This is a genomic window from Undibacterium sp. RTI2.2 (assembly GCF_035018705.1).
Taxonomy (GTDB): Bacteria; Pseudomonadota; Gammaproteobacteria; order Burkholderiales; family Burkholderiaceae_D; genus Undibacterium.
The window spans coordinates 81,890-105,476 of the sequence record NZ_JASJXN010000013.1 but is presented as its reverse complement, the minus strand read 5'-3'; the positions used below and the strand labels follow the sequence as shown (position 1 = coordinate 105,476).

The 23,587-nt window shown below is 49.0% G+C and carries 13 protein-coding genes; 8 read left to right on the top strand and 5 right to left on the bottom strand.

Annotated elements, in window-relative coordinates:
• The first annotated feature begins 100 nt into the window (after window positions 1-100).
• Entirely contained in the window at window positions 101-3,886 is a 3,786-nt protein-coding gene (metH, locus tag QN395_RS09380; RefSeq protein WP_323491919.1) for a methionine synthase, read from the top strand.
• A gap of 87 nt (window positions 3,887-3,973) precedes the next feature.
• Window positions 3,974-4,642 carry a hypothetical protein gene (locus QN395_RS09375; protein ID WP_323491918.1) on the top strand — a complete coding sequence of 223 codons (669 nt, stop codon included), beginning with the start codon at window positions 3,974-3,976 and terminating at the stop codon, window positions 4,640-4,642.
• An 81-nt stretch (window positions 4,643-4,723) separates the two neighbouring features.
• On the opposite strand, the gene QN395_RS09370 is transcribed toward QN395_RS09375, so the two are convergent.
• The gene (locus tag QN395_RS09370) at window positions 4,724-6,250 is read right to left on the bottom strand and encodes a peptide MFS transporter (RefSeq protein ID WP_323491917.1); all 1,527 of its coding nucleotides are present in this window, start codon (window positions 6,248-6,250) and stop codon (window positions 4,724-4,726) included.
• A 578-nt stretch (window positions 6,251-6,828) separates the two neighbouring features.
• Here QN395_RS09370 and QN395_RS09365 point away from each other — a divergent pair.
• From QN395_RS09365 to QN395_RS09350, 4 genes are all read left to right on the top strand, one after another.
• Window positions 6,829-9,321, top strand: coding sequence for an alpha/beta hydrolase family protein (locus tag QN395_RS09365; protein ID WP_323491916.1), 2,493 nt, complete (start codon window positions 6,829-6,831; stop codon window positions 9,319-9,321).
• A gap of 259 nt (window positions 9,322-9,580) precedes the next feature.
• Window positions 9,581-10,090, top strand: coding sequence for an ANTAR domain-containing response regulator (locus QN395_RS09360; RefSeq protein ID WP_323491915.1), 510 nt, complete (start codon window positions 9,581-9,583; stop codon window positions 10,088-10,090).
• 118 nt (window positions 10,091-10,208) lie between these two features.
• Window positions 10,209-11,585: a sensor histidine kinase gene (locus QN395_RS09355; RefSeq protein WP_323491914.1), complete on the top strand. Its 1,377-nt coding sequence runs from the start codon at window positions 10,209-10,211 to the stop codon at window positions 11,583-11,585.
• 71 nt (window positions 11,586-11,656) lie between these two features.
• A complete protein-coding gene (locus QN395_RS09350; protein ID WP_323491913.1) occupies window positions 11,657-12,415 on the top strand; it encodes a LytTR family DNA-binding domain-containing protein in 759 nt (252 codons plus the stop codon).
• A 279-nt stretch (window positions 12,416-12,694) separates the two neighbouring features.
• Here the strand turns inward: QN395_RS09350 and QN395_RS09345 are convergent, their stop codons facing one another.
• From QN395_RS09345 to QN395_RS09335, 3 genes are all read right to left on the bottom strand, one after another.
• Window positions 12,695-15,094, bottom strand: a complete 2,400-nt coding sequence (locus QN395_RS09345; protein WP_322120459.1) for an EAL and GGDEF domain-containing protein — start codon at window positions 15,092-15,094, stop codon at window positions 12,695-12,697.
• 10 nt (window positions 15,095-15,104) lie between these two features.
• Window positions 15,105-16,397, bottom strand: coding sequence for an HD-GYP domain-containing protein (locus tag QN395_RS09340; RefSeq protein ID WP_323491912.1), 1,293 nt, complete (start codon window positions 16,395-16,397; stop codon window positions 15,105-15,107).
• A 459-nt stretch (window positions 16,398-16,856) separates the two neighbouring features.
• Complete coding sequence (locus QN395_RS09335; RefSeq protein WP_322120461.1) at window positions 16,857-18,530, bottom strand: acid phosphatase; 1,674 nt, start codon at window positions 18,528-18,530, stop codon at window positions 16,857-16,859.
• 491 nt (window positions 18,531-19,021) lie between these two features.
• Between QN395_RS09335 and QN395_RS09330 the strand changes: the two genes are divergently transcribed.
• Window positions 19,022-19,489, top strand: coding sequence for an MCP four helix bundle domain-containing protein (locus QN395_RS09330; RefSeq protein ID WP_323491911.1), 468 nt, complete (start codon window positions 19,022-19,024; stop codon window positions 19,487-19,489).
• A gap of 129 nt (window positions 19,490-19,618) precedes the next feature.
• On the top strand, window positions 19,619-20,746 hold the full coding sequence (locus tag QN395_RS09325; RefSeq protein WP_323491910.1) for a methyl-accepting chemotaxis protein: 1,128 nt from the start codon (window positions 19,619-19,621) through the stop codon (window positions 20,744-20,746).
• A 122-nt stretch (window positions 20,747-20,868) separates the two neighbouring features.
• On the opposite strand, the gene QN395_RS09320 is transcribed toward QN395_RS09325, so the two are convergent.
• Window positions 20,869-23,265 (bottom strand): DEAD/DEAH box helicase, encoded by a 2,397-nt coding sequence (locus QN395_RS09320; protein WP_322120463.1) that lies wholly within the window; start codon window positions 23,263-23,265, stop codon window positions 20,869-20,871.
• Window positions 23,266-23,587: the final 322 nt, after the last annotated feature.

Here is a 23,587-nt window from a genome sequence, read left to right as displayed (position 1 = left end):
TTGCGGGCGCGTAATAAGTGCAGCTAAAAGGAACACCCGATCCCGCCTGCATTGTCTGTATGAGCTGATCGGGTTTTTTTGTTTTTAAAGAGCATCTCCCATGACCACCGCGAACTCTCCCGTCGTTTCTGACCAAAATTCACTCGCAATAACGGCGATCTCTACCGAAGCACGTCTGCGCGCGTTGTTGAAAGAACGCATTCTGATTTTAGATGGTGCGATGGGGACGATGATTCAGCAATACAAATTGACTGAGGCGGATTACCGTGGAGAACGCTTTAAAGACTTCACGGGTCCGGAAGGTGTTAGAGAATTATTTGTCAAAGGCAATAACGAATTATTGTCACTAACCCAACCGCATATTATTCAAGAAATTCACGAGCAATATCTCGCCGCCGGCGCCGATCTGATCGAGACCAATACCTTCGGCTCTACCACTGTCGCGCAAGATGATTACCATATGGCACATCTGGCTTATGAGATGAACGTTGCCGCCGCCAAAATCGCCCGTGCTGCTTGCGACAAATATTCAACCGCAGACAAGCCACGTTTTGTCGCAGGCGCCCTCGGCCCCACACCCAAGACGGCGTCGATCTCGCCAGATGTGAATGACCCTGCAGCGCGCAATGTGACCTTTGATCAGTTGGTTGCAGCTTATCTGGAACAAACCCGTGGTTTGGTCGCGGGTGGCGCAGATGTGCTGCTGGTTGAAACTATTTTTGATACCTTAAATTGCAAGGCCGCTTTATTTGCGATTGACCAGTATTTTGAAGAATCTGGTACCCGCTTGCCGATCATGATTTCAGGCACTGTCACCGATGCATCAGGTCGTATTTTGTCCGGTCAAACCGTACCTGCGTTTTGGAACTCAGTACGCCATGCCAAGCCTTTAACGATAGGTTTGAACTGCGCATTAGGTGCGACCTTAATGCGCCCTTACGCCGAAGAGCTCTCTAAGATTGCAGACACTTTTGTGTGTATTTATCCCAACGCCGGTCTACCCAATCCTATGAGTGACACCGGCTTTGACGAGCTACCTGCTGACACTTCCGCCTTGTTAAAAGAATTTGCCGAGAGTGGCTTCATTAATATTGCTGGTGGCTGTTGCGGTACGACACCGCCACATATTAAAGCGATTGCAGAGTTGCTTAAGCCGATCACGCCGCGTCAAATCCCAGCAATTACCAACTGCATGCGGCTGTCTGGTCTGGAACCATTTACGATTGATCAGGATTCTCTGTTCGTCAACGTAGGTGAGCGCACCAACGTTACTGGATCTAAAGCCTTTGCCCGTCTAATTCTGAACGAACAATACGACGAAGCCTTAGCGGTAGCGCGCCAACAAGTAGAAAACGGCGCGCAGGTCATCGACATCAATATGGACGAGGCGATGCTCGATTCGCTCGCTGCCATGACACGCTTTTTAAACCTGATCGCCTCAGAACCGGATATTGCTCGCGTGCCTATCATGATCGACTCGTCTAAATGGTCGGTGATTGAGGCGGGACTAAAATGTGTGCAGGGTAAGGCCATCGTTAACTCCATCTCGATGAAAGAAGGCGAAGCCGAGTTTTTGCGACAAGCTACATTATGTAAGCGATATGGTGCCGCCGTCATCGTCATGGCCTTTGATGAAAAAGGTCAGGCCGACACTTATGATCGTAAGATAGAAATCTGTGAACGTGCTTATCGGTTGTTAGTCGATACGATCGATTTTGATCCTTACGACATTATCTTTGACCCCAACATTTTTGCAGTCGCCACCGGTATTGAAGAGCACAATAATTACGCAGTCGATTTCATCAACGCGACGCGCTGGATACACCAAAATTTGCCCGGCGCCAAAATCAGTGGCGGTGTGTCCAATGTGAGTTTCTCTTTCCGCGGCAACGATCCGGCGCGTGAAGCGATTCATACCGTTTTCCTGTATCACGCAATCCAGGCAGGTATGACGATGGGTATCGTCAATGCGGGTATGGTCGGCGTATATAGCGAACTAGATGCTGAGTTGCGTGAGCGGGTGGAGGACGTGGTACTGAACCGTCGCGACGACTCGACCGAGCGCATGATTGAAATTGCGGCCACCCTCAAAGCAGGCGGCAAGAAAGAAGAAGCCACGCTGGAATGGCGTAGCGAGTCTGTAGAAAAACGCCTCTCGCATGCAATGGTGCACGGCATCACGCAATGGATAGTAGAAGATACGGAAGAAGCTCGTAAACAAATCATGGATGCTGGAGGACGACCAATTCAGGTGATCGAAGGTCCGTTGATGAGCGGCATGAATATCGTCGGCGACTTATTTGGCCAAGGCAAAATGTTTTTGCCACAGGTCGTTAAATCTGCCCGTGTTATGAAGCAAGCCGTTGCGCATTTAGTCCCGTATATTGAAGAAGAAAAAAAGCGGAGTGGCGACAACAAACCCCGCGGCAAAATTGTCATCGCCACCGTCAAAGGTGACGTCCACGACATTGGTAAAAATATCGTCACCGTGGTTTTGCAATGTAATAATTTTGAAGTCGTCAACATGGGCGTCATGGTGCCGTGCTCAGAAATTTTAGCTAAAGCCAAAGCAGAAAATGCCGACATCATCGGCCTCTCTGGCCTGATCACACCGTCACTGGAAGAGATGGCCTATGTCGCAAAAGAAATGCAACGCGACCCTCATTTCCGCATGCTAAAAATACCGCTGCTGATTGGCGGCGCAACTACCAGCCGCGCGCATACCGCAGTAAAAATTGCACCCAATTACGATGGCCCAGTGGTGTATGTGCCTGATGCTTCACGCTCAGTATCGGTCGCGCAATCGCTGCTGACACCAGAGAGCCGCGATCAATATATGGACGATCTGGCTACCGATTACGAGCGTATTCGCGTACAGCACGCAAACAAAAAAGCTACGCCGATGGTCACGTTAAAACAAGCACGCGCCAATAAAATGAAGCTCAATTTTGTTGGTGCTAATGCGCCTGTCAAGCCGAAGTTTATTGGTCGCCGTATCTTTAAAAATTATGATCTGGCGACGATTGCGCAGTACATTGATTGGGGTCCGTTCTTCCAGACCTGGGATTTGGCAGGACCGTTCCCCGCAATTCTGACAGATGAAGTCGTAGGCGAAGCGGCCACCAAAGTATTTGCCGAAGGTCAGGCGATGTTGAAGAAAATCATCGATGGTCGTTGGCTCAGTGCCAACGGTGTCATTGCACTACTCCCTGCCAACACAGTCAATGATGACGACATCGAAATCTATACCGACGATACCCGCACTCAAGTCGCACTGACTTACTACGGTACTCGTCAACAAACAGAAAAACCTATCATTGAAGGTGTGCAGCGTCCTAACCAATGTTTGTCCGATTTTATCGCGCCCAAGGACAGTGGCATTGCAGACTATATCGGCATGTTCGCTGTTACCGCCGGCTTAGGCATAGAGAAATACGAAAAACGTTTTGAAGATGCTCACGACGACTACAGCAGTATTATGCTGAAGTCCCTGGCTGACCGTCTGGCAGAAGCCTTTGCAGAACATCTGCATGAGCGCGTTCGGAAAGATTTATGGGGCTATGCAACGGATGAATCTTTATCCAATGCCGAGTTGATTAAAGAATCCTATAAAGGTATACGTCCGGCACCGGGCTACCCAGCCTGTCCCGAGCATACGGTCAAAACGGAAATGTTCAAGCAGATGCAGTGCGAAGAAATCGATATGTATATCACCGAATCGTGGGCGATGATTCCGGGTGCGGCGGTATCCGGTTTTTACTTTGCACATCCAGAATCTAAATATTTTAATGTCGGTAAGATTGCGGATGACCAAGTACTGGATATGGCTGCGCGCCGTGGTGTGACGAAGGATGAAGTTGAACGATGGTTAGCGCCTAATCTGTGACGAGTTTTGTTTGTAAGATGATGTACACGATATAGCCAATGTAAATCCAAGCTTGTATGCGCTTTAGGCTTTTTAGGAATCCTTACGATGTTGATGAGTCGCCCGTCTTTACCGTATATCACGCTGCAAAAGGGAACCGACTTCTGGATACTCGATAATGCCTTGCCTGATCCAGATGCAGTACGCCAGCGGATTTTGACGCGCCATGACTGGCAACTGGGTTTCCCCCACACCAAAGAAACCTGGCCAGGTAAGCGTGTGCATGACGCGTTAACAGCAGAGGAAATGGCACCGATAGAGCAATGGGTTAAAACGGTGACGGGTAAAGATAAGATTTGGGTGACCACCGCACCGGATGGGCAAAAGCTGGATCACAATGTTGGGCAAATGGTCGGAGCGACTGAGAGCGGTGCACGGCCCCATACCGATAGTCGCGTCTTTTGCAGATACGCCGCCGTCATTTATCTGACACCGAATGCGCCCGAGGATGCAGGTACCAGCATCTTCCGTCTACGTTATCCCGATGGCACTTTAAGCGGGAATATTTGCCCTCCACCACATCGCAATTTACTCGATGCGCTCAAGGTACGCTTTTTGCCACCACAAGCATGGCAAGAAGATTGTCGTCTGAAAAATATTTATAACCGCATGGTCTTATACAAAGCCAATCTGGTGCACAGCGCGACTGCTTACTTTGGTAGTGAAGACCACGACAAAAGGCTCACGACCGTATTTTTTTGGATGGCGGAGGATTAGCACTTACGCTACAAAGATATAAAAAAATCCCGCAAATTTCGCGGGATTTTTTTATTGGACGGTACAACTATTTAGTACGATTTACTCAATGCCATGCATTTTTGCACGCATCCATTTATTCAAACTCATAAATACCAATCCAGCAGTGATAGGAATGATCGTGAATATCAGGAAGAAAGTCGACAGCGAGTAGGTCTCAGAAATATGATCGATATAACTACCGGTAACGCCTGCCAGCTTGTTCGCGATCGCAGTATTCAGGTACCAGACACCAAACATCAAACCCAGTAAGCGCGGTGGCGCCAGTTTGCTGATGTAAGACAGTCCGACCGGAGAAATACAGAGCTCGCCCATTGTATGAAACAAGTAAGCAACGATTAAGAAAACCATACTGACAGAGGCTGTTTTTGCACCTGCAGGAATACTGGCCGAGCCATAAGACAGTGCGGCAAACCCTAAACCCAGCAAGACCAAGCCAACGCCAAACTTCACGGGACCGCTTGGATTCCAATATTTTTCCCATATTTTAGAAAACATCGGTGCCAGAATAACGATGAAAAACGAATTTAAAACGCCAAACCAGGTCGCTGGGACACTCGATTGATCGAGCGAGAATTCACGAGACAACATCCAGATCACGAGCGACCAGATCAATGCCATGCAAACTACCAGCAGCATATTGGACATCAGATATTTCTTTGCCGTGCCACCAAATAATTTCACTAGTAACCAGGACAAAATCAAGGTCGGGATAACGGTAAGCAGACTATTAATGATTTTGAAAACCATTCCACTTGCGCCGATCAAAGAACGATCAGTATAGTCGGCTGCAAAAATGGTCATAGAACCGCCAGATTGCTCAAACGCGAACCAGAAGAAGATGGTGAAGAAAGAGAACACACAAATCGCTTTTAAACGATCAGCGACAATATGAGGTGCAGCTTCTTCATGCACGACCGTGCTGGTTTGTTGTGATTTAGAGAGACCGATTTCGCCAAAAATACCTTGGGCAAAATAAAACTGTACAGCGCCTAACAACATGAAAGCACCTGCCAGACCAAAACCTAAAGGCCAGGAAATTTTTTCACCGATATAGCCGCACAATAAAATACCGAAGAAAGCACCAGAATTGACGCCCATATAGAACAAGGTATAGCCACCGTCGCGACCACTCTCATTGTCCTTGGTATACAACTGACCAACGATGGCAGAGATATTCGGTTTGAACAAACCAGTACCGGCAACAACTAAGCCTAAACCCGTATAAAACATGGTGGGTGTATCAAACAATAAGCAAGCATGTCCGGCCGCGATAATGAAGCCACCTAACACTACCGCTCTACGACTGCCGAGTATTTTGTCTGCAATATAGCCGCCTAAGATCGGTGTTAAGTACACTAGGCCTGTGTACCAGCCGTACAGCGACGTCGCATCAGCGCGAGTCCAGCCCCAGCCGCCTTTAGCAATCTCGGTGACTAAAAACAGCACCAGCAAAGCGCGCATGCCATAGTAAGAAAAACGCTCCCACATTTCTGTAAAAAACAGCACGAACAAACTATCTGGATGTCCCAAAATAGTGTGTGCCCCAGGATTTTGAATTTTGTTCAAATGACTCTCCGTAATCAGTTTTTGGATAAAAAGGGATTTTGTCCTGCTCTTTTTTGAATTTTGCTCAATGCGATTGGGAGTAAGCTCGCATGCTACCGTCACTCAATATTGTTTAACCCTGACAAATATCTGCTGGCCCTGGTTTGCTTATTTTTTAAGCGAATGGTATCAATTCGGCGGCTAGCTTACCATGTGCCTAGTCTGGCAAAGTCCGGCTAATGCCAGAACCGATATTTGTTTGCTGAAATTGCAGATAGACATTATTTTTTTCGGTATTTTGTATAAATCAATTCGTCTGGCGTTGTTTTATGTGTCATTTCTGTTTTGGTCGGCTGTCAGCGCTAGACGCTTAATGGCGCGCTATTTGCGACGCTCTTTGATGTCACTATTACTTCAGCAGCGGTCATTTTCTTAAGATGCTATCAATCTCTGAGATTGCATAGCGATAGGGCTGACGGCATAATCAATCGCCATTGATCACAACAGAAAAATCTACAGACAATTTCCTGACTGATTTTTTTTGTTCTCGCCTCCTTTGTACGATCTTTTTTTAATCAGTCGTTTTATTAAAGGGCATCATGCGTACTACACCGATCAAAATCTTTGCTTCGCTGATGAGTCTGGCTATGATGTCTGCTGTCAGCGCTGCCGAAAGTCCTGCCGTGAACAATACTTATCAAATGCCTGCGGCTGAATTGCAAGCTGTAGTCGACGCCCCGCGTGGGCCATCTCTCCAAATGGGGCCGCAGCGTAAAGTGGCCTTGCTGGTGAGTTTGCCTGGTTTGCCATCTATCGCCGATGTGGCGCAACCCGAGCTTAAGCTGGCAGGTTTGCGTATTAACAGCAAAATGCGTGCTGCCAGCCGGTTTGAATTTGGTGACGGTATGTCGCTGCTTGACGTAGCGACGGGCAAAACCCGCAGCGTCACTGGCTTGCCTGATAATCCGCGGATTGCGGATACTGCCTGGTCAGCAGACGAACGCTGGATTGCCTTTAGCCGCTGGAGCGATAGTGGTGTAGAACTGTGGTTGCTGGATGTAGAAAAAGCCAGCGCGCATCGCCTGATTAAAGAACCCTTAAATGCAGTTGCCGGTGGTGGTTTTACTTGGCTAAGTGGCTTATCCTCATCAACGCCAAATACGCCGCAAAAACTGCTGGTGCGGGTCAATCCGCTCAAGCAAGCTGCAGCACCTGTCGCACCCACTGCGCCAACGGGGCCAAATGTGCAAGAAAGTCTGGGCGGTAAGGTCACACAAAACCGGACTTATCCCGACATGTTGAAATCTCCAGCCGACGCCGATATGCTAGATTGGCAATTGCAAAGCCAGCTCGCTATCGTCACGACCAAAGGCGAGCTGCAACGCATCGGCGTCGCCACGACTTTGCTAGCCGCGCAACCCTCACCCGATGGCAAATACATCCTGGCGACGCAATTGCGCCGTCCGTATTCCAACATGCTGCCGATTTCCCGCTTTCCACAATTGGTAGAAATGTGGGACATGCAAGGCAAGAAGCTGAAAACTATGACGGAGCGTCCATTGCGTGACCGTCTGCCGCCAGGCAATGATGCTGTAGCAACCGGACCGCGCAACTATGGCTGGCGTAGTGATCAACCTGCGACCTTATATTGGGCGGAAGCGCAAGATGATGGTGATCCGAATAAAGAGGCTGCAGTACGCGATACGGTTTTTCAGCAAGCGGCACCATTCGACGCGACAAATCCTGAAAGCGCTCCCAAAAAATTACTAGACCTGGCGACCCGTTTTGCCGATGTGGAATGGGGGCGTGATGACTTGGCGCTGGTCACCGAATATTGGTGGAAGACCCGCGATGTGCACGTCTGGCGCGTCCAGCCAGGACAGACAGAGCAAACAAAACCTGAGCTGATCTTCTCGTACAAATCCGAAGACCGTTATGCCGACCCTGGTAATCCGTCCAAGCGCATTAACGATTTTGGCCGCTCGGTCTTACGCACTGCAGCTGATGGCAACACTCTATTCTTGCTGGGTACCGGGGCCAGCCCTGAAGGCGATCGTCCCTTCCTCGATACCTTTGATTTAACGACGAAGAAAACCACTCGCTTATGGCGCTCTGCCGCACCGTTTTATGAACAAGTGCTGACCGTATTAGATGACGCTGGCAAACATCTAATTACTAGCCGCGAAAGCGCCGACGAGCGGCCAAATTTTTATCTGCGCGATCTGAGTACGACTGCCGAACCACGCGCATTGACGCAGTTTCCGCACCCGACACCACAATTTAAAGGGGTGCAAAAACAGCAGATCAACTACAAGCGCGCCGATGGCGTGGCATTGTCGGCAACGCTGTATTTACCGCCTGGCTATGATGCTAAACGCGACGGTCCACGACCAATGCTGATGTGGGCATATCCGGAGGAATTTAAATCTGCGGCAGCGGCCGGGCAGGTCAAGGATTCTCCTTACAAGTTCAACCGGATTAGCTATTGGGGGCCGCAGGTCATGCTGGCACGCGGCTACACTGTGCTGGATCATCCTGCGATGCCGATTGTAGGCGAAGGCAAACAAGAGCCGAACGATACCTATCTGCCGCAACTGAAAATGGATGCCGAGGCCGCAGTGGATGAAGTCGTGCGTCTGGGTGTGGCAGATCGCAGCAAGATTGCGATTGGCGGCCATAGCTACGGTGCATTTATGACCGCGAATTTGCTGGCGCATACCCGACTGTTCCGCGCCGGGGTTGCGCGTTCTGGTGCTTATAACCGCAGCCTGACGCCATTTGGCTTCCAATCCGAAGACCGCAATTTCTGGGATGCGAAAGAGGTCTATCAGGCGATGGCACCATTTAATTTTGCAGACCAGATCAAAGACCCTATTCTGTTTATCCATGGCGAGCAGGACAATAATCCGGGTACATTCCCGATACAAAGTGAGCGCATGTATCAGGCATTGCAAGGTCTGGGCGCAGTGGCTAAATTGGTGACGCTGCCAAACGAGAGCCACGCTTATCGCGCCCGCGAATCGATTTTGCAAATGTTATATGAGCAGGATCAATGGCTAGATAAGTATGTGAAGAATGCCAAGTCCAATTAAGCCGACGCCCGGGAGCGTCTAAAAATGCTTTAACCGAGATACAGTTCCAGGCAAAATATAGCAATATCGGGGGAGTATCTATAATTTATAGTCGATTGTCCAAACAATGTATGGACGATAAGGCTTAGAATTATGGTACTCCCATCTAGTATGTAGAAGAAATATTTGACGGCAACATATATCAGCAACATTCTCTTGGCACAAAGCAGAGGTTTTCATTTATGCTACTTCTACTCCCTCATCTAAGCTAAAACTCTTTATGTTAAAAGCCGTCATCCTCGATAACCAGGCAGTTGCGCGTAACTTGCTCAGCTCCGTATTGACCACTGGCGGCCACGAAATCGTGGGGGACGGCAATACCAGTCCCGCGGTGTTAGCGCGGATAGCCAAACTCAAACCACAAATCGTCTGTGTTGATATCGGCGAAACCAATCAAGAAGGCTTAACCCTGCTCGATACCTTGCGGTCAGAATTACCAAAAGCTTTAATTTTTCTGGTATCGGCAAAAATTGATGCGCCGACCTTGCAAGCAGCGCAAGAACGCGGCGTGCAAGGCTTTATTGTGAAGCCATTTAACTCAGTCGCGGTACTGGCATCGATCCGCAATACGATTATCCGGATCGCTAAGCAACAAGCTAGCAAGCCAACTGATGCTGCTGTCGATATTGCTTCCGATACTGCGTCCAACGCTGCTTCTGACGCCGTTACTAGTTCTGTTACTAGTCCTGTTCGTAATGCGGACTCTCAAGATAGTGCAGAAAAGGGATAGCGCCTGTCACGTTCGTCACCGCCCAGTATTAACTCATCCGGCTGAAACCCGTTTTGTCGCATTCTTCCCCATTTTTCTGGGTTAACCTTACAGTGCAGTCACTACGTAAGGATCTGCCATGACACCAACTCCATCCGCTTTACATCAGCGACAAATAGACCAACCGCTGCCGTCAGAAGTCTCGCTGCAAAGTGATACCTGGTTGACCCGCGCCCGTAACTATCCGGTTTTTTCCCGCACCTGGTATCGCTACCGCATGCAAGCTTGCTTCGGCGTGTTAATCCCCACCTTACTGTTTTGCGCTCTGATTGGCTTAATGATCAATTCAGATATGCGCAAATTTTTAACAGCCGCAATACCGATTACGATTAGTTTTTTTAGCTTGCATCTGGTCGGTACTTTAGCCGCGGTCTGGGTCAGGCAACGCAACTACCGAGAGAAAAAAGAGGTAGTCCTATTAATTCTTGCCTTGTTGTTGGGCGCTGCTTTCAGCTACGGCGTCTTTAATGGCACACGCTACGCGACAAAATATGTTGCCTATGGCGATGGAAACATCACCATTTACCTCGATGCCAACGCAAAAATAGATACCGACAAAGAGCATCCGAAAAATAAACCTGCAAGTACATCTTCTGCTTTTTCTGCTGGCGTAAGCGATGGTGCGGCGGCTGGTGCGGCTAGTGCAACTACTGGCAAGCCAAAAGAGAGCAGCGATCGGATCAGCAATTCATCCACCATCATGGCTGGCGATATTGTGGGAAATTTAACCGCGGCTGGTTTTCTGATCTACGCAGGTGGCGGCGTTGATCTGTGGCTGTTCTTCCGCCAGCGCAAACGTCTGGTCGAAGCCTTGCGTTTGCAAGAACTGCGGCGCGAGCAAGAGGCACGTCGTGAGGCTGAGTTGCGCTTATCCGTTTTGGTGGCGCAAGTGGAACCGCACTTTTTGTTTAATACACTGGCCGGCGTGCGTTCAGCGATTCTGACGGAACCCGGCAGGGCCACCGCAATTGTGGATCATCTAGTCGATTATTTACGGGCGACTATTCCACAAATGCGTAACGACGGCAGCGCTGAGCAGGCTCGCTTATCCAAACAACTAGAAGCCGTGCGGGCTTATCTGTCTTTGATGCAGGCGCGGATTCCACGCCTGAGTTTTTCGGTAGAGTCGGATGTGGTCGATGCTGCCTTACCGCCGCTGATGCTGATCTCTCTGGTCGAAAACGCGATCAAACACGGCATAGAGCCAAAGATAGGGCCAGCACATATTACGGTTACCGCAAAAGTGATAGCGCATGAGGATGACAAAGAATATTTAGAATTGTCCGTGGCCGATAACGGCGTCGGTTTTGGTGGCACCACATCGGGCAGCGGCATTGGTCTGGCCAATATTCAGGAGCGTTTGCAATCCATGTACGGCAAGCACGCCAGTCTCACACTCAAAGCTGGCCCCGAAGGCGGCGTGATCGCCAGTATTGTTTTACCTTTGTCCGCATAAGTTCTGACTATTCGCTGCACTCGACATCTCAACATCTCGCCATCATTCTATAGACGACTACGACTACGATTATGACCACCACCGCCATCATTGCCGACGACGAAGATTTACCCCGGAAAGAATTACGCCGCATGCTGGCCGACCAGTGGCCAGAGTTGCGTATTCTTGCCGAATGCGAGCATGGCGCCGATGCGCTGGAAGCAATACAAGAGCATGCACCCGATATCGCATTCTTGGATATCCGTATGCCGGGCTTGAGCGGCCTCGATGTTGCCAACGCCGTCAAAGGGCGCTGCCATGCGGTGTTCACCACCGCATACGATAACCATGCCTTAGAAGCATTCTCAGCAGGTGCGATTGATTATTTGCTCAAGCCGATTTCACAATTGCGGTTACAAGAAGCGATTGATCGTTTAAAGCAGCGCTTCTCCAGCAAGCAAGCCATCCCCGATGTCAGCCAGTTGATGCTCGAGCTCGACAAACGCTTACGCACACCGGCTGCAGAACGGATACGCTGGATCAGCGCCAGCGTTGGCGATACGATCAAGATGTTCCCGGTGGAAAAAATTCTGTTCTTTAGTTCAGATGAAAAATACACCCGCGTGGTCAGCAGTGAGGACGAGGCGCATGTCCGTAAATCTCTTAAAGAAATCATCGACGGTCTAGACCCGGAATTATTCTGGCAGATTCATCGCAGCATCGTCATCCGCGCCGATGCCATCACCCGAGCACACCGTGACGAAATGGGCAAATTTACTGTGGAACTGCGCGGTTCCAAAGAGAAGCTCAAGGTCAGTCAAGCCTATGCATGGCGTTTTAAAGCGATGTGATTTTTTTACCTGGCCTTGCTAAATTTCGCTTAATTTTTCTGAACGCGACTAAAACTATAAGATTGTTTGGCGTATTTGATATACAACGTAATGTCAATACTCCTGATGAGTATTAATCCATTGTCTATAGAAAGTCTGGACGATACGGCGTATTTTATGAAAAATAGGAGGAGTATATTGATTAGTAAAGTGCGCCATGCACACCGTTTACCCTGTGCAGCACACTTGTCGACGTCGCGGTGCAGATGGCGTACCACTACCAGTTATACATCGCCAAGCTCAATTCCGCAAATACTTGGCCTCAAAATCATGTGAGGATAAGGCTGGCGAATATAAATAACCTTGTAGCTCATCGCAGTTCATAGTTTGTAAGAAATTGCGCTGATCTTCGGTTTCTACGCCTTCTGCGATCACTCTCAGTCTAAGCGCATGGGCTAGACTAATGATGGCGGTGACGATCGCGACATCGCTCTCGTCGTCCGGTAAATGCATGACAAATGAGCGGTCGATTTTGAGCTTGTTGATCGGAAAACGCTTCAGATAACTGAGACTGGAGTAGCCCGTACCAAAATCATCAATCGCCATCTTCACACCCAAATCAGCCAAAGACTGGAGCTTGACCAAGGCTTCTTCTGCATCCCGGATTAAGATCGATTCGGTCAGTTCCAGTTCTATCCGGTCCGGTGGCAAACCGGCTTCGTCCAGGATTCTTGCGACGTTTTCTACAAAATCACTTTGCTGGAATTGTAGCGCCGATACATTGACAGAAATCCGCATCTGCTGGTCGCCCAGGTTCCATAAAGCAGCTTGTTTAACGGCGGTGGTCAGCACCCAATTACCGATTGCAACGATGACGCCGGTTTCTTCTGCAATAGGAATAAACTGCGCCGGACTGACTTCGCCCAAGTCTTTATCATGCCAACGGATCAGTGCCTCCGCACCAAAGATTTTGCCGCTGTCCAGATTAACCAGGGGCTGGTAATACAGACGGAAAGTCTGGTGCTCTAGGGCCTGACGCATCGCATGATCGATTTTCATGCGGGACAGCAAACCGATGTTCATTTGCCGCTGATAAAAACGAAAATCCGAGCGCCCTCTTTCCTTCACATGGTACATGGCGCTGTCGGCGTTTTTGATCAGATCATCCATGTTGGTGCCATCATCAGGATATAGCGCGATGCCGATGCTGCAAGTGACGGAAAAATTCATCCCGTCCAGTGTGAACGGCGCGCTGAGCTCCTCCAGCACACGCCTGGCACAAATTTCTGCACCATTCGCGTCTGCCTGATGCAGCAGTAGCACAAACTCATCCCCACCAAGCCGCGACGCGGTGTCTACCTGGCGTATACATTTTTTCAGTCGCTCAGTCACATCGATCAAAACCCGGTCACCAAAGGGGTGCCCGAGCGAATCATTGATTTGTTTGAAGTGATCCAGATCCAAAAACAACAGCGCAAATGTACCGTTATTGCGGCTGGCTAGAGTGATCGATTGTTTGATGCGCTCTGCCAATAACAGACGATTGGGCAAACCCGTTAAGACATCCGAAAACGCTAACTCTTCTATGCGCTGTTTGGCAGTGTGAGTCTCGGTCCTGTCTTTGAAGAAGCCGATGTAATGCATGGTCGCGCCGCTCTCGTCTTGTACTCTGACCAGAGAGATCATACATAAATAGGCATGACCATTTTTACGGCGATTCCACAATTCACCCTCCCAAAACCCTTTGGTTTCCAGATTTTCTAATAATTGTTCGACTAAAACGGTATTGGTCTCTTCAGCAAAAAAATCACTCGGCGTTTTGCCTATCATCTCTTGTTCTGAGTAGCTGGTAAGCTGCTCAAAACTCGGGTTGGTCGTGATAATTTTTTGGTCGCTGTCAGTGATAAAAATCGCGTCAGTACTAGATTCAAACACTTTGGCCGCGAGTTGTAAGCGTGCCTCATCTGCCAGTCTTTGGGTAATGTCGCGGTAGGAATACACCCGGCCAATTGCGCGACCACGCGCATATTGCGGCAGAGTCACGCGCTCTAATATTTTGCCAGAACGCAGCACCAGCACGTCGGTCGCTTCCATCAATGGCGAGCGGTTGATGGCACCCAGTCGCTCGCCATAATGACTGGCATCAACCATGCATTTATCCAGCCAAGCATAAATTGCATTGTCATCACGCTGAGTCAATAGTTCTTCCGGCAGACTCCAGAGTTTGGCAAATAAATGATTGTAGCTGCGGATGCCGCCATCAAGATCTGTTACCAGAATACCGTCGGCGGTAGATTCTAATGTGGCACGCAATTCAGCGATGAGTTTTTCTAACTCGTTTTCTACCTGACGCTGATTGGTATGGTCACGGATTGCGACTACATAGATGGTGATATCCAGGCCGATATGCACTAAGCTTACCCGGCGCTCAACTTGCACCGTACTGCCGTCAGGGCGCTGCAATAAGGTTTCAGAAAATATATTGTCTGACAAGCCTGCGGCGGCGTCTTCCCAAAAGAATAAATCCTCTGGTGCAGCGGCCAGTTCTACCACTGGTTTGTCAATCAGGCTGCCGGTCTCTAAATGCAGTAGAGCGTGCGCCGAACGGTTGGCTGCGAGTATGCGTAACTGAATCGGATCGACCAATAAAACGGCCTCTAACATGCCTTCGATCAAGGCTTGCCACTGATGCGTTTTCATGACGCCGCTCTCATGATTCTGCACCTGCTTCCTCGAGCTCACGACCACGCTCAAAAAAGTAACATAGTCGTTTGCGTGGCGACAAATAATCGTAAGCGGCCTTAGGTAGTTGTAAGGGCTTGAGGCTGCGATGGATGCCCAGTTTTTTTTCTTTATCTAAATTAATCACTAAAGCATCGTCACGCGGGATCTCAGGATTATGGATCACCACCCGTGGCTTGATCGGACGCGCTGAATTGACCGACACGACCAGCGCAAAACGATCATCCGTCAACTGCACGACGGAGCCGGGCGGGTAGATACCCATCATGCGGATAAACGCGGTTAAAGTCGGGGCATGAAATTGGAATTTATTTTGAGTAAAAATATGCGAAAGCGCCTCATGCGGCGTAATCGCCAGCGCCGGATTGCCAGGGTTGCATAAATTATCGTAACGATTGACCAGCGCGACAATCCGCGCCAGTGGCGATATTTTGTCGGCAAGAATATGGCTAGGGTAACCGCTGCCATCCGCGAACTCATGATGTTGCGCGATTAATAGCGTCGCGTTAGTAGATAAACCTAATTTGCGACCGATTGTCACTCCATGTAGTACATGGTCTTGATATAACTGGCGTTCGGCATGGGTAAAATGATCCTCCGGCCAGCGCAGGCGGTCTGGTAATTCCATCTTGCCGATATCATGCAGTAGCGCACCAATGCCCAGCTCCAGCATGTCGGCTTTATCCAGATGCAAAGCCTTGCCTAACAACAGCGAGATGATGGTCACATTGATAGAATGCAGCGAGGTTCTTTCGCCCGCTTTTTCTGACAATAGCCGGATTGCCGCTTCGCCTTCACCCAGCACTTCACCCAGAAAACTACGCACCAGAGCCTCAGTATGTTCTCGCGCAAGATGGGGCTGCGCGTGGATAGTATCGGTGACATGTTTAAAAGTTTGCGATGCCTGTAAAAACTGTCGCTCACAGGCAACCAGACTGGATTGTTGGTTAGCGAGCAGATCACGCCTTTTACGGCTTTTGGCTAGCTTGCTGGAATCGGCTAACTCTTTGGCGCTAGGTCTTGGCGTTATTAGCTGATCGCTATGTGCGGTTTGAGGCAAACGTGGCTCGGGCGTACTTTTGGTAGGGGCATAACGAATGCGTTCCAGACCCAAGGAATGCAAAGTGGCAATTTGTTCATTACTCCGGATCTCAAAACTACTGACCGGAAAAGGGTGATCCATCCATCCAATATCGAGATAAACAAACATCCCGATTTTTAGTTCGGACAGGTCAATAAATTGTGTATGAATGTCAGTCATAAAGCGCCTCGCTAAATACCTTGATTCATGAGCTGTTTTTGTATAAATAATACTAGTAACACGGCATTTCTTAAAAATCCATCTTTTTCAACGTTTGTGTTAAGGAAACACAAAAAAGCAAAATACTTGTAGTTTTATTAGCAATAAAACTTTTCCAAGTGGAAAACAAATGAGTTCAAAGGCGTAAAGTAAAAAAACGATTTCGCCCACGTTCTGCGCCCCGGCATCATACATTTTTTGCCTGCACATCAGTCATCATTGAACTTACTCAGTCCCCTCATTATCAGCAACAATGTGCTCGTATGGCGCATTAATATATCCAAAATAAATTATATACTCATAGTGTGTATATTTTAAGTGCCCATATATTTACTGAATATTATGGAATTTTCTATAAAAATAATGGGGAGTATATAGAAACGATCTACTATTTAATCGCAAAAAAATCTCTGGGCACGCTTAGACAAAGCTAAGTGCGCCGGTTAAATCACCCGGTGGCAATGCGCCTCGCTCTGCAAACGCAATATTGCGTAGCTTCAATCCTTCCAGCAAAGGCAAGTCATGCAAGCGCGTGATAAACCTCAGGATGGATGTCGTATCATAAAAGCTGTGATCAACATTTGCCTTCTTCACATAAGGTGAAACCAAGATCGCCGGAATGCGGGAACCTGGCCCCCAGCGATCACCTTTGGGTGGTGCGACGTGATCCCACCAGCCGCCGTTTTCATCAAAAGTAATGACTACCAGCATGTCTTTCCATTGCGGACTTTTTTTCAGATGCTCGATGACATTGGCAACATGCTGATCACCGGATTCAATATCCGAGTAACCCGCATGCATATTGAGATTACCTTGCGGTTTATAGAAAGTGACAGCAGGCAGTTTTCCGGCAATCACGTCGGCTAAAAATTTATTAGAAATGGGACTATCGCCTAAGCCACCGTCGCGCAGATGTTCTGCCCGTGAAGCGCTTCCCGGTGCGAATTGTTTAAAGTAATTGAATGGCTGATGGTGGTATTGGAAATTAGGTTTTTCTCCACCACCTTTATACTCCAGCGCAACTTGCCATGCGCCACCGTACCAGGCCCAGCTAACGCCTTTTTGTGACAGCAAATCACCAATGGTATTGTAAGTTTGTGGCGGCAAAGTACTCGGGTCTTGCGGATCAGCCACCGCCGTGTCACCGCCTGGCGCGGGTTTGATATAGCTAGGCTGGTACGGCGGCGCCATGGTGTTCACCGCGTAGCCGTCTGGCGTAATCGCACCATCGTTGACAAACTTTGGCCTGCCGTTTAAGGCGGACGCGGGACTATCTTTGTCCACCGCCAATCTGCTGCCGGTAATGCCATCTTCGGTGACGGCGATCTTCTTTTTGGCAGGCGTGTTGGGCGCATCAAAATATTCTGGGGTGCGACCAGAAATTAAGAATTGATGGTTTAAATAAGAGCCACCAAATGCCGCCATAAAGAAGTTGTCGCACAAGGTATATTGCTGGGCGATTTTCCAGAGATCGAGATTTTTATGGGTCTCGCCATAATGTCCCATCGTCAAGCCGCCAGAATCTGCCCAGGCAACAAACTGGTCGTTTTTACCGCCATTGATTTGCATCTGGTTTTGGTAAAACAAATGCCACAGGTCGCGGGTGATCACTGATTCTGGCAGAGGTAAACCCTCCGCATCTTTTAAAGGGAATGGCGCGTTCGGCAAGCCGCTGATTTTGTCTTCTGCGATCAGGTATTGCTTGCCGCCCAGATTTTGCCCCCGCTGCACCATGCCACCCCAGACCTTGGGCAAACTTGGCAAAATCGAGCCGTCTCTGTCCTTTTGCGTAAAAGTCGCAGCAGGGACATCGGACAAAGCCTGACGTACCCCAGGGAAATTACCAAACAAATTATTGAAGCTACGATTCTCCAGATAAATCACGACCACATTTTTGATATGCGCCTTGAGTTTGGTATCCAGGGAACCTGCCACGATCCTGGTCGTTTTTTTGGTCACTGCATCGGCCATCATCGGAAGGCTGCCAACGACACCCGCCGCGGCCGCACCTTGCAATAAGCGCCGACGAGAAGGATCGGTGGGAAGATCGGTATGATCGGTCGCGGTCGCAGTTGAGGCGGGTTTGTCTGACATTTCTATTCCTGAGATTGATCGGTCAATGTTGTTGCAAAAATGAACTGAGAATGGTGTAGCGCTTAAGGCAGCAGGTGAAGAAAATTCTATGCAGCAATATAGCATTTTAGGATGATCAACGCAGCGATGTAAGCTGGCGAAATAAGTGATATCGGCTTATATAAATTGGTAGTGTTAGCAGGTTTTTGTTTGTCTAAACGCTGCGATTATATGAATTCCAACTATGCGATGACTGCGAGTAATGCACACACGATGGCTCACCAGATAATCGTTACCATTTATTACATAATAACCGTTAAATATTGCTGCTTACACCTAGGTTGCATTTTGGTATTAAGGCACACTGATTTGTAAGCGCCAGCTTGTTTTTACTTGCCTGGCGGTCACAATCATTTATATGATTGGACTAACGGGACTCTGCTATAACTAGATAAATCACAACCACAATCACCACCACCGCACTCAGATTTTTTATAGACATGGAGAAGAGCATGACGTTTTCAAATTTAAAAGTAGGTGCCCGGTTGGGACTAGGTTTTGGTTTGGTACTGTTGTTGCTCGCCATACTCACGATGGTAGGTTTGTCGCGTTTGTCCAGCTTGAATGACGATATCAACGCCACCAACGAGGAGCGTTTGCCGAAATTAATGACGGCGAATAATTGGATTTTCCGTTTGATGGAAACCGCGCGTCATACCCGCAATATGCTGATCCTTGAGGGACAAGACAAAATTAAGGTAGAAGTCGATGCCGTCATGGATGACAAGCGGGCGCGTAAAGAATATCTGGATCAATTGCAAAAAACTGTCACCGCCACGGATGAGAAGGCGATGCTGCAAACCGTGATCGAGACCCGTTTAGCTTATGTCCCGTCCGAGGATGACTTCTTAAAGCTAGTCAGCGCGGGCGATACCGCAGGAGCTAAAGAACTACTGTTAAAAAGCATGCGACCAGCGTAGGTAGCATATGTCGTCGCACTACAAAAATTTGTTGAATTTGAAAATAACAGCGTCATCAAAGCAGGCAAACAATCTATTGAGGATTATAAAAGTGGTCGCACGCTGATTATCAGTCTAGGCATACTCGCCTTGTTGTTAGGCGTTGCAGGCGCATGGTTTATTACCGTTAGTATTACCCGTCCACTGGCGGAAGCGGTGGGCATTGCCAAGCTGATTTCATCGAATGATCTGACGGGTCGTATAGATGTCGTTACGAAAGACGAAACAGGCCAACTACTACAAGCTTTAAAAGAAATGAATGCCAGCTTACAAAATATTGTCGGTCAGGTGCGGGCAGGTACAGAGTCGATTGCGACTGGCTCCAGCCAAATCGCATCGGGCAATCTGGATTTGTCTTCGCGCACAGAGCAGCAAGCCAGTTCGCTGGAAGAAACCGCATCTTCGATGGAAGAATTGACCTCGACCGTTAAACAAAATAGCGACAACGCAAGGCAAGCCAACGTGCTGGCCGTATCTGCCTCTGACGTGGCGGTGAAAGGGGGCGAGGTGGTGGCGAAAGTCGTTTCAACGATGGGGTCCATCAATGACTCCGCCAAGAAAATTGTCGACATCATCGGCGTGATTGACAGTATCGCTTTTCAGACGAATATTCTGGCCTTAAATGCCGCGGTGGAAGCCGCCAGAGCCGGCGAACAAGGGCGCGGCTTTGCGGTCGTCGCCAGCGAGGTGCGCAACCTGGCACAACGCTCAGCTGGTGCCGCTAAAGAAATCAAAACCTTGATCGGTGATTCCGTCGAGAAGATAGAAACCGGCAGCGTCCTGGTTAGTCAAGCCGGTACCACTATGGACGAGATCGTCGCCAGTGTTAAGCGGGTCACAGATATCATGGGCGAGATCACCTCCGCGGGGCAAGAGCAAGAGAGTGGTATTCAGCAGATCAACCAGGCCATCACTGAGATGGATACCGTTACCCAACAAAACGCGTCATTAGTAGAAGAAGCGGCGGCCGCAGCCGAAGCACTTCAAGATCAAGCTAGCAGTCTGGCGCAGCTGGTGAGTGTGTTTAAACTGGACGGCATGCAAGCACAAAATACCAAACCCAAACTGGCTAACGTAGTACCAGCGAAAGCAGTGACAAGAGCGGCAACTCTAGCACCGAAGAAAGCATCGAATGTCACCAAGATCAGCAACCCTGCGAAAACCCGACAAGTCGCAAAAGAGCCCGCTGGCAAGGCAGATGATTGGGAAGAATTTTAACTTGATGTAGAGAATTTCAGAAACTGCGAGAATAGACCAAAGGCTAACGCGGCTCTTACTGAGTCTCGTTAGCTTTTTTTATAGGCATTAGAAGCGCGATTACTGTTTTTTACCGGAAGAATTTAGGCGAATTTCCCCGGCTTGCGTGGTGATTTGGGCGGTGCTTTGCCGCCATCTGCTACGCGTCTAGGGGCTGCACTTGATGACTTAAAAGCAGACTTAGATTCGGGTTTGGATTCAGATTTAAATCCTGACTTCGCAGCAGGTTTGTCTGCCGCATAAGCAGTTTTCTTTGCTGCCGGTTTTGGAAAAGTCTCTGGTCCGTCACCGCTTGCTTCGCTGATGTCTAACTGCTTGCCTGCGACCCACACAGTTTTCAGATGCTTTAAGATTTCTTTCGGCATGCCTTGTGGTAAATCGATCAGGCTGTAACTATCAAAAATATCGATACGACCGATCAGTTTGGCTTCTACCCCAGATTCATTGGCGATGGCACCGACGATATTGCTCGGTGTGACTGCATGCTCACGACCGACTTCAATACGATAGCTTTGCACGGGTAATTGCACTTTGGCCGGACGATCTTTTTTGGATTTGGCTGGACGATCCGCGGCATCACCAAAACGCTCGGCAAGATTCTCTTCTTTCTTGTCGGCATAGGCTGCGCGCTCGACGGCAGCGGTGAGTTTGCTGTCGGGTGTTGCGCGTGGCTTAGTTGGTTTTTCATACGCTGGTTTTTCGTATGCTGCATTTGCGCTGTTGCCACTATTACCGCCAACACCACGATCAGCACTGATGCGTAATTGCTGACCTGCGACGCGAACCGATTTTAAATGGTCTAACAAATCTTTCGGTAAATCTTCTGGCAAATCCAAGACACTGTAATCGTCATAGATTTCAATACGTCCGATATGTTTAGAATCGATATTCGCTTCGTTGGCAATCGCACCGACGATATTGCCGGGCTTTACGCCATGCGCATGGCCGACCTCAATACGGAAGGTTTTCATACCAGCATCGGCCGGACGTTCTACACGTTCTCTTGGCGCGAAACTTGGGCGTGCCGCTCTGTCGTTGCGGTCACCCCGGTCGCCTCTATCGCCTCTGTCGCCTCTGTCACCACGATCACTACGCTCAAATTGATTGGTGCGGCTTGCGCGTTCGTTGTTCCAGGTATCGTCGCTGGCTGGGCGCTTATTCTTATCGAGTAAAAGCGGTTCGTTACCACGAGCCATTTTTGCCAGCGCCGCTGCAATTTCTATCGCGGGGACATTATTTTCACGCTCGTAGTCTTCAATCACGGATTGGAATAAAGCCAAATCGCCGGAGGCCAGAGTCAGACTGATTTGTTCTTTAAAACGAGCAATCCGCACATCATTCACCGCCTGGATAGTCGGCAACTCTAATGGTGAAATTAACTGGCGGGTAGAACGCTCTATCGATTTCAACAAACCTTTTTCACGCGGGGTGATGAACAAAATTGCCTCACCGCTACGGCCTGCGCGACCAGTACGACCAATACGGTGGGTATAGCTTTCCGGATCATGTGGCACGTCGTAATTAATCACATGACTAATACGCTCTACGTCCAGACCACGGGCGGCAACGTCGGTGGCAACCAGGATATCGATCTTGCCATCTTTGAGTTGTTGAATCGTGCGTTCGCGTTGCTGTTGTTGTACGTCACCGTTGATTGCGGCAACCGAGAAGCCTCTTGCCTCCAGCTTGCTTGCCAATTCTTCCGTACCCAATTTGGTGCGCGAAAAAATGATCATGCCGTCAAAGGTTTCTGCCTCCAAAATACGGGTCAAGGCATCCAGCTTGTGCATGCCGCTAACCAGCCAATAGCGTTGGCGGATATTGTCGGCGGTACCGGTTTTGGCGGCGACGGTAATCTCTGCCGGATTGTCCAGATAAGTTTGGGCAATGCGCTTAATCGCGGATGGCATCGTGGCAGAGAATAAGGCCGTCTGACGAGTTTCTGGTGTCTCTTGCAAAATACGTTCTACGTCATCAATAAAACCCATGCGTAACATCTCATCGGCCTCATCCAATACCAAAGTTTTAAGCTTGGATAAATCCAGCGATCCCTTATCCAGATGATCAATCACGCGACCAGGTGTGCCAACTACCACATGCACGCCACGACGCAATGCGGACAATTGCGGGCCATAACTCTGGCCGCCATAAATTGGCAAGACATGGAAACCCGGAATATGCGTGGCATAACGCTGGAAGGCTTCTGCCACCTGAATCGCTAATTCGCGGGTCGGTGCCAGCACCAAAGCTTGTGGCGTCGTTTGCTTGATATCAATGCGCGACAAAATCGGCAACGCAAACGCTGCGGTTTTACCCGTACCTGTCTGTGCCTGACCCAATACATCACGATTTGCCAGCAGCGGCGGAATCGTCGCAGCCTGGATCGGTGATGGGGATTCGTAACCGACATCTTTTAAAGCGCGTAACAGCGGTTCGCTTAGATGCAAATCAGAAAATAAGGGGATTGGGGTATCGGACATAGTGCTCTCAGTTCTTATCAGGGCTAGCTCCGCGAATGCGCAGCCATATGAGGCGTAGTTTACTCTTTTGTGAGAGCGGCGGGGCTGAGTTTGTGTGGATGAGGGAGTATGGCTTGAATTGGTTTGAATTGATTTAAATAGATTTAGCCGATCAGATGGTCAACCAGTATGAGCAAATGTCAGCAAACATGACAAAAGTGCATGCACCTCTATTCTGCTACTGCAGCGTTTCCGTAACGCTGCTTTACGCTGGTGATTACACCAGAAATACTACTTGAACTCCTCCCTAAATTAATACTCCCCTTATGTATATTTAAGTTGT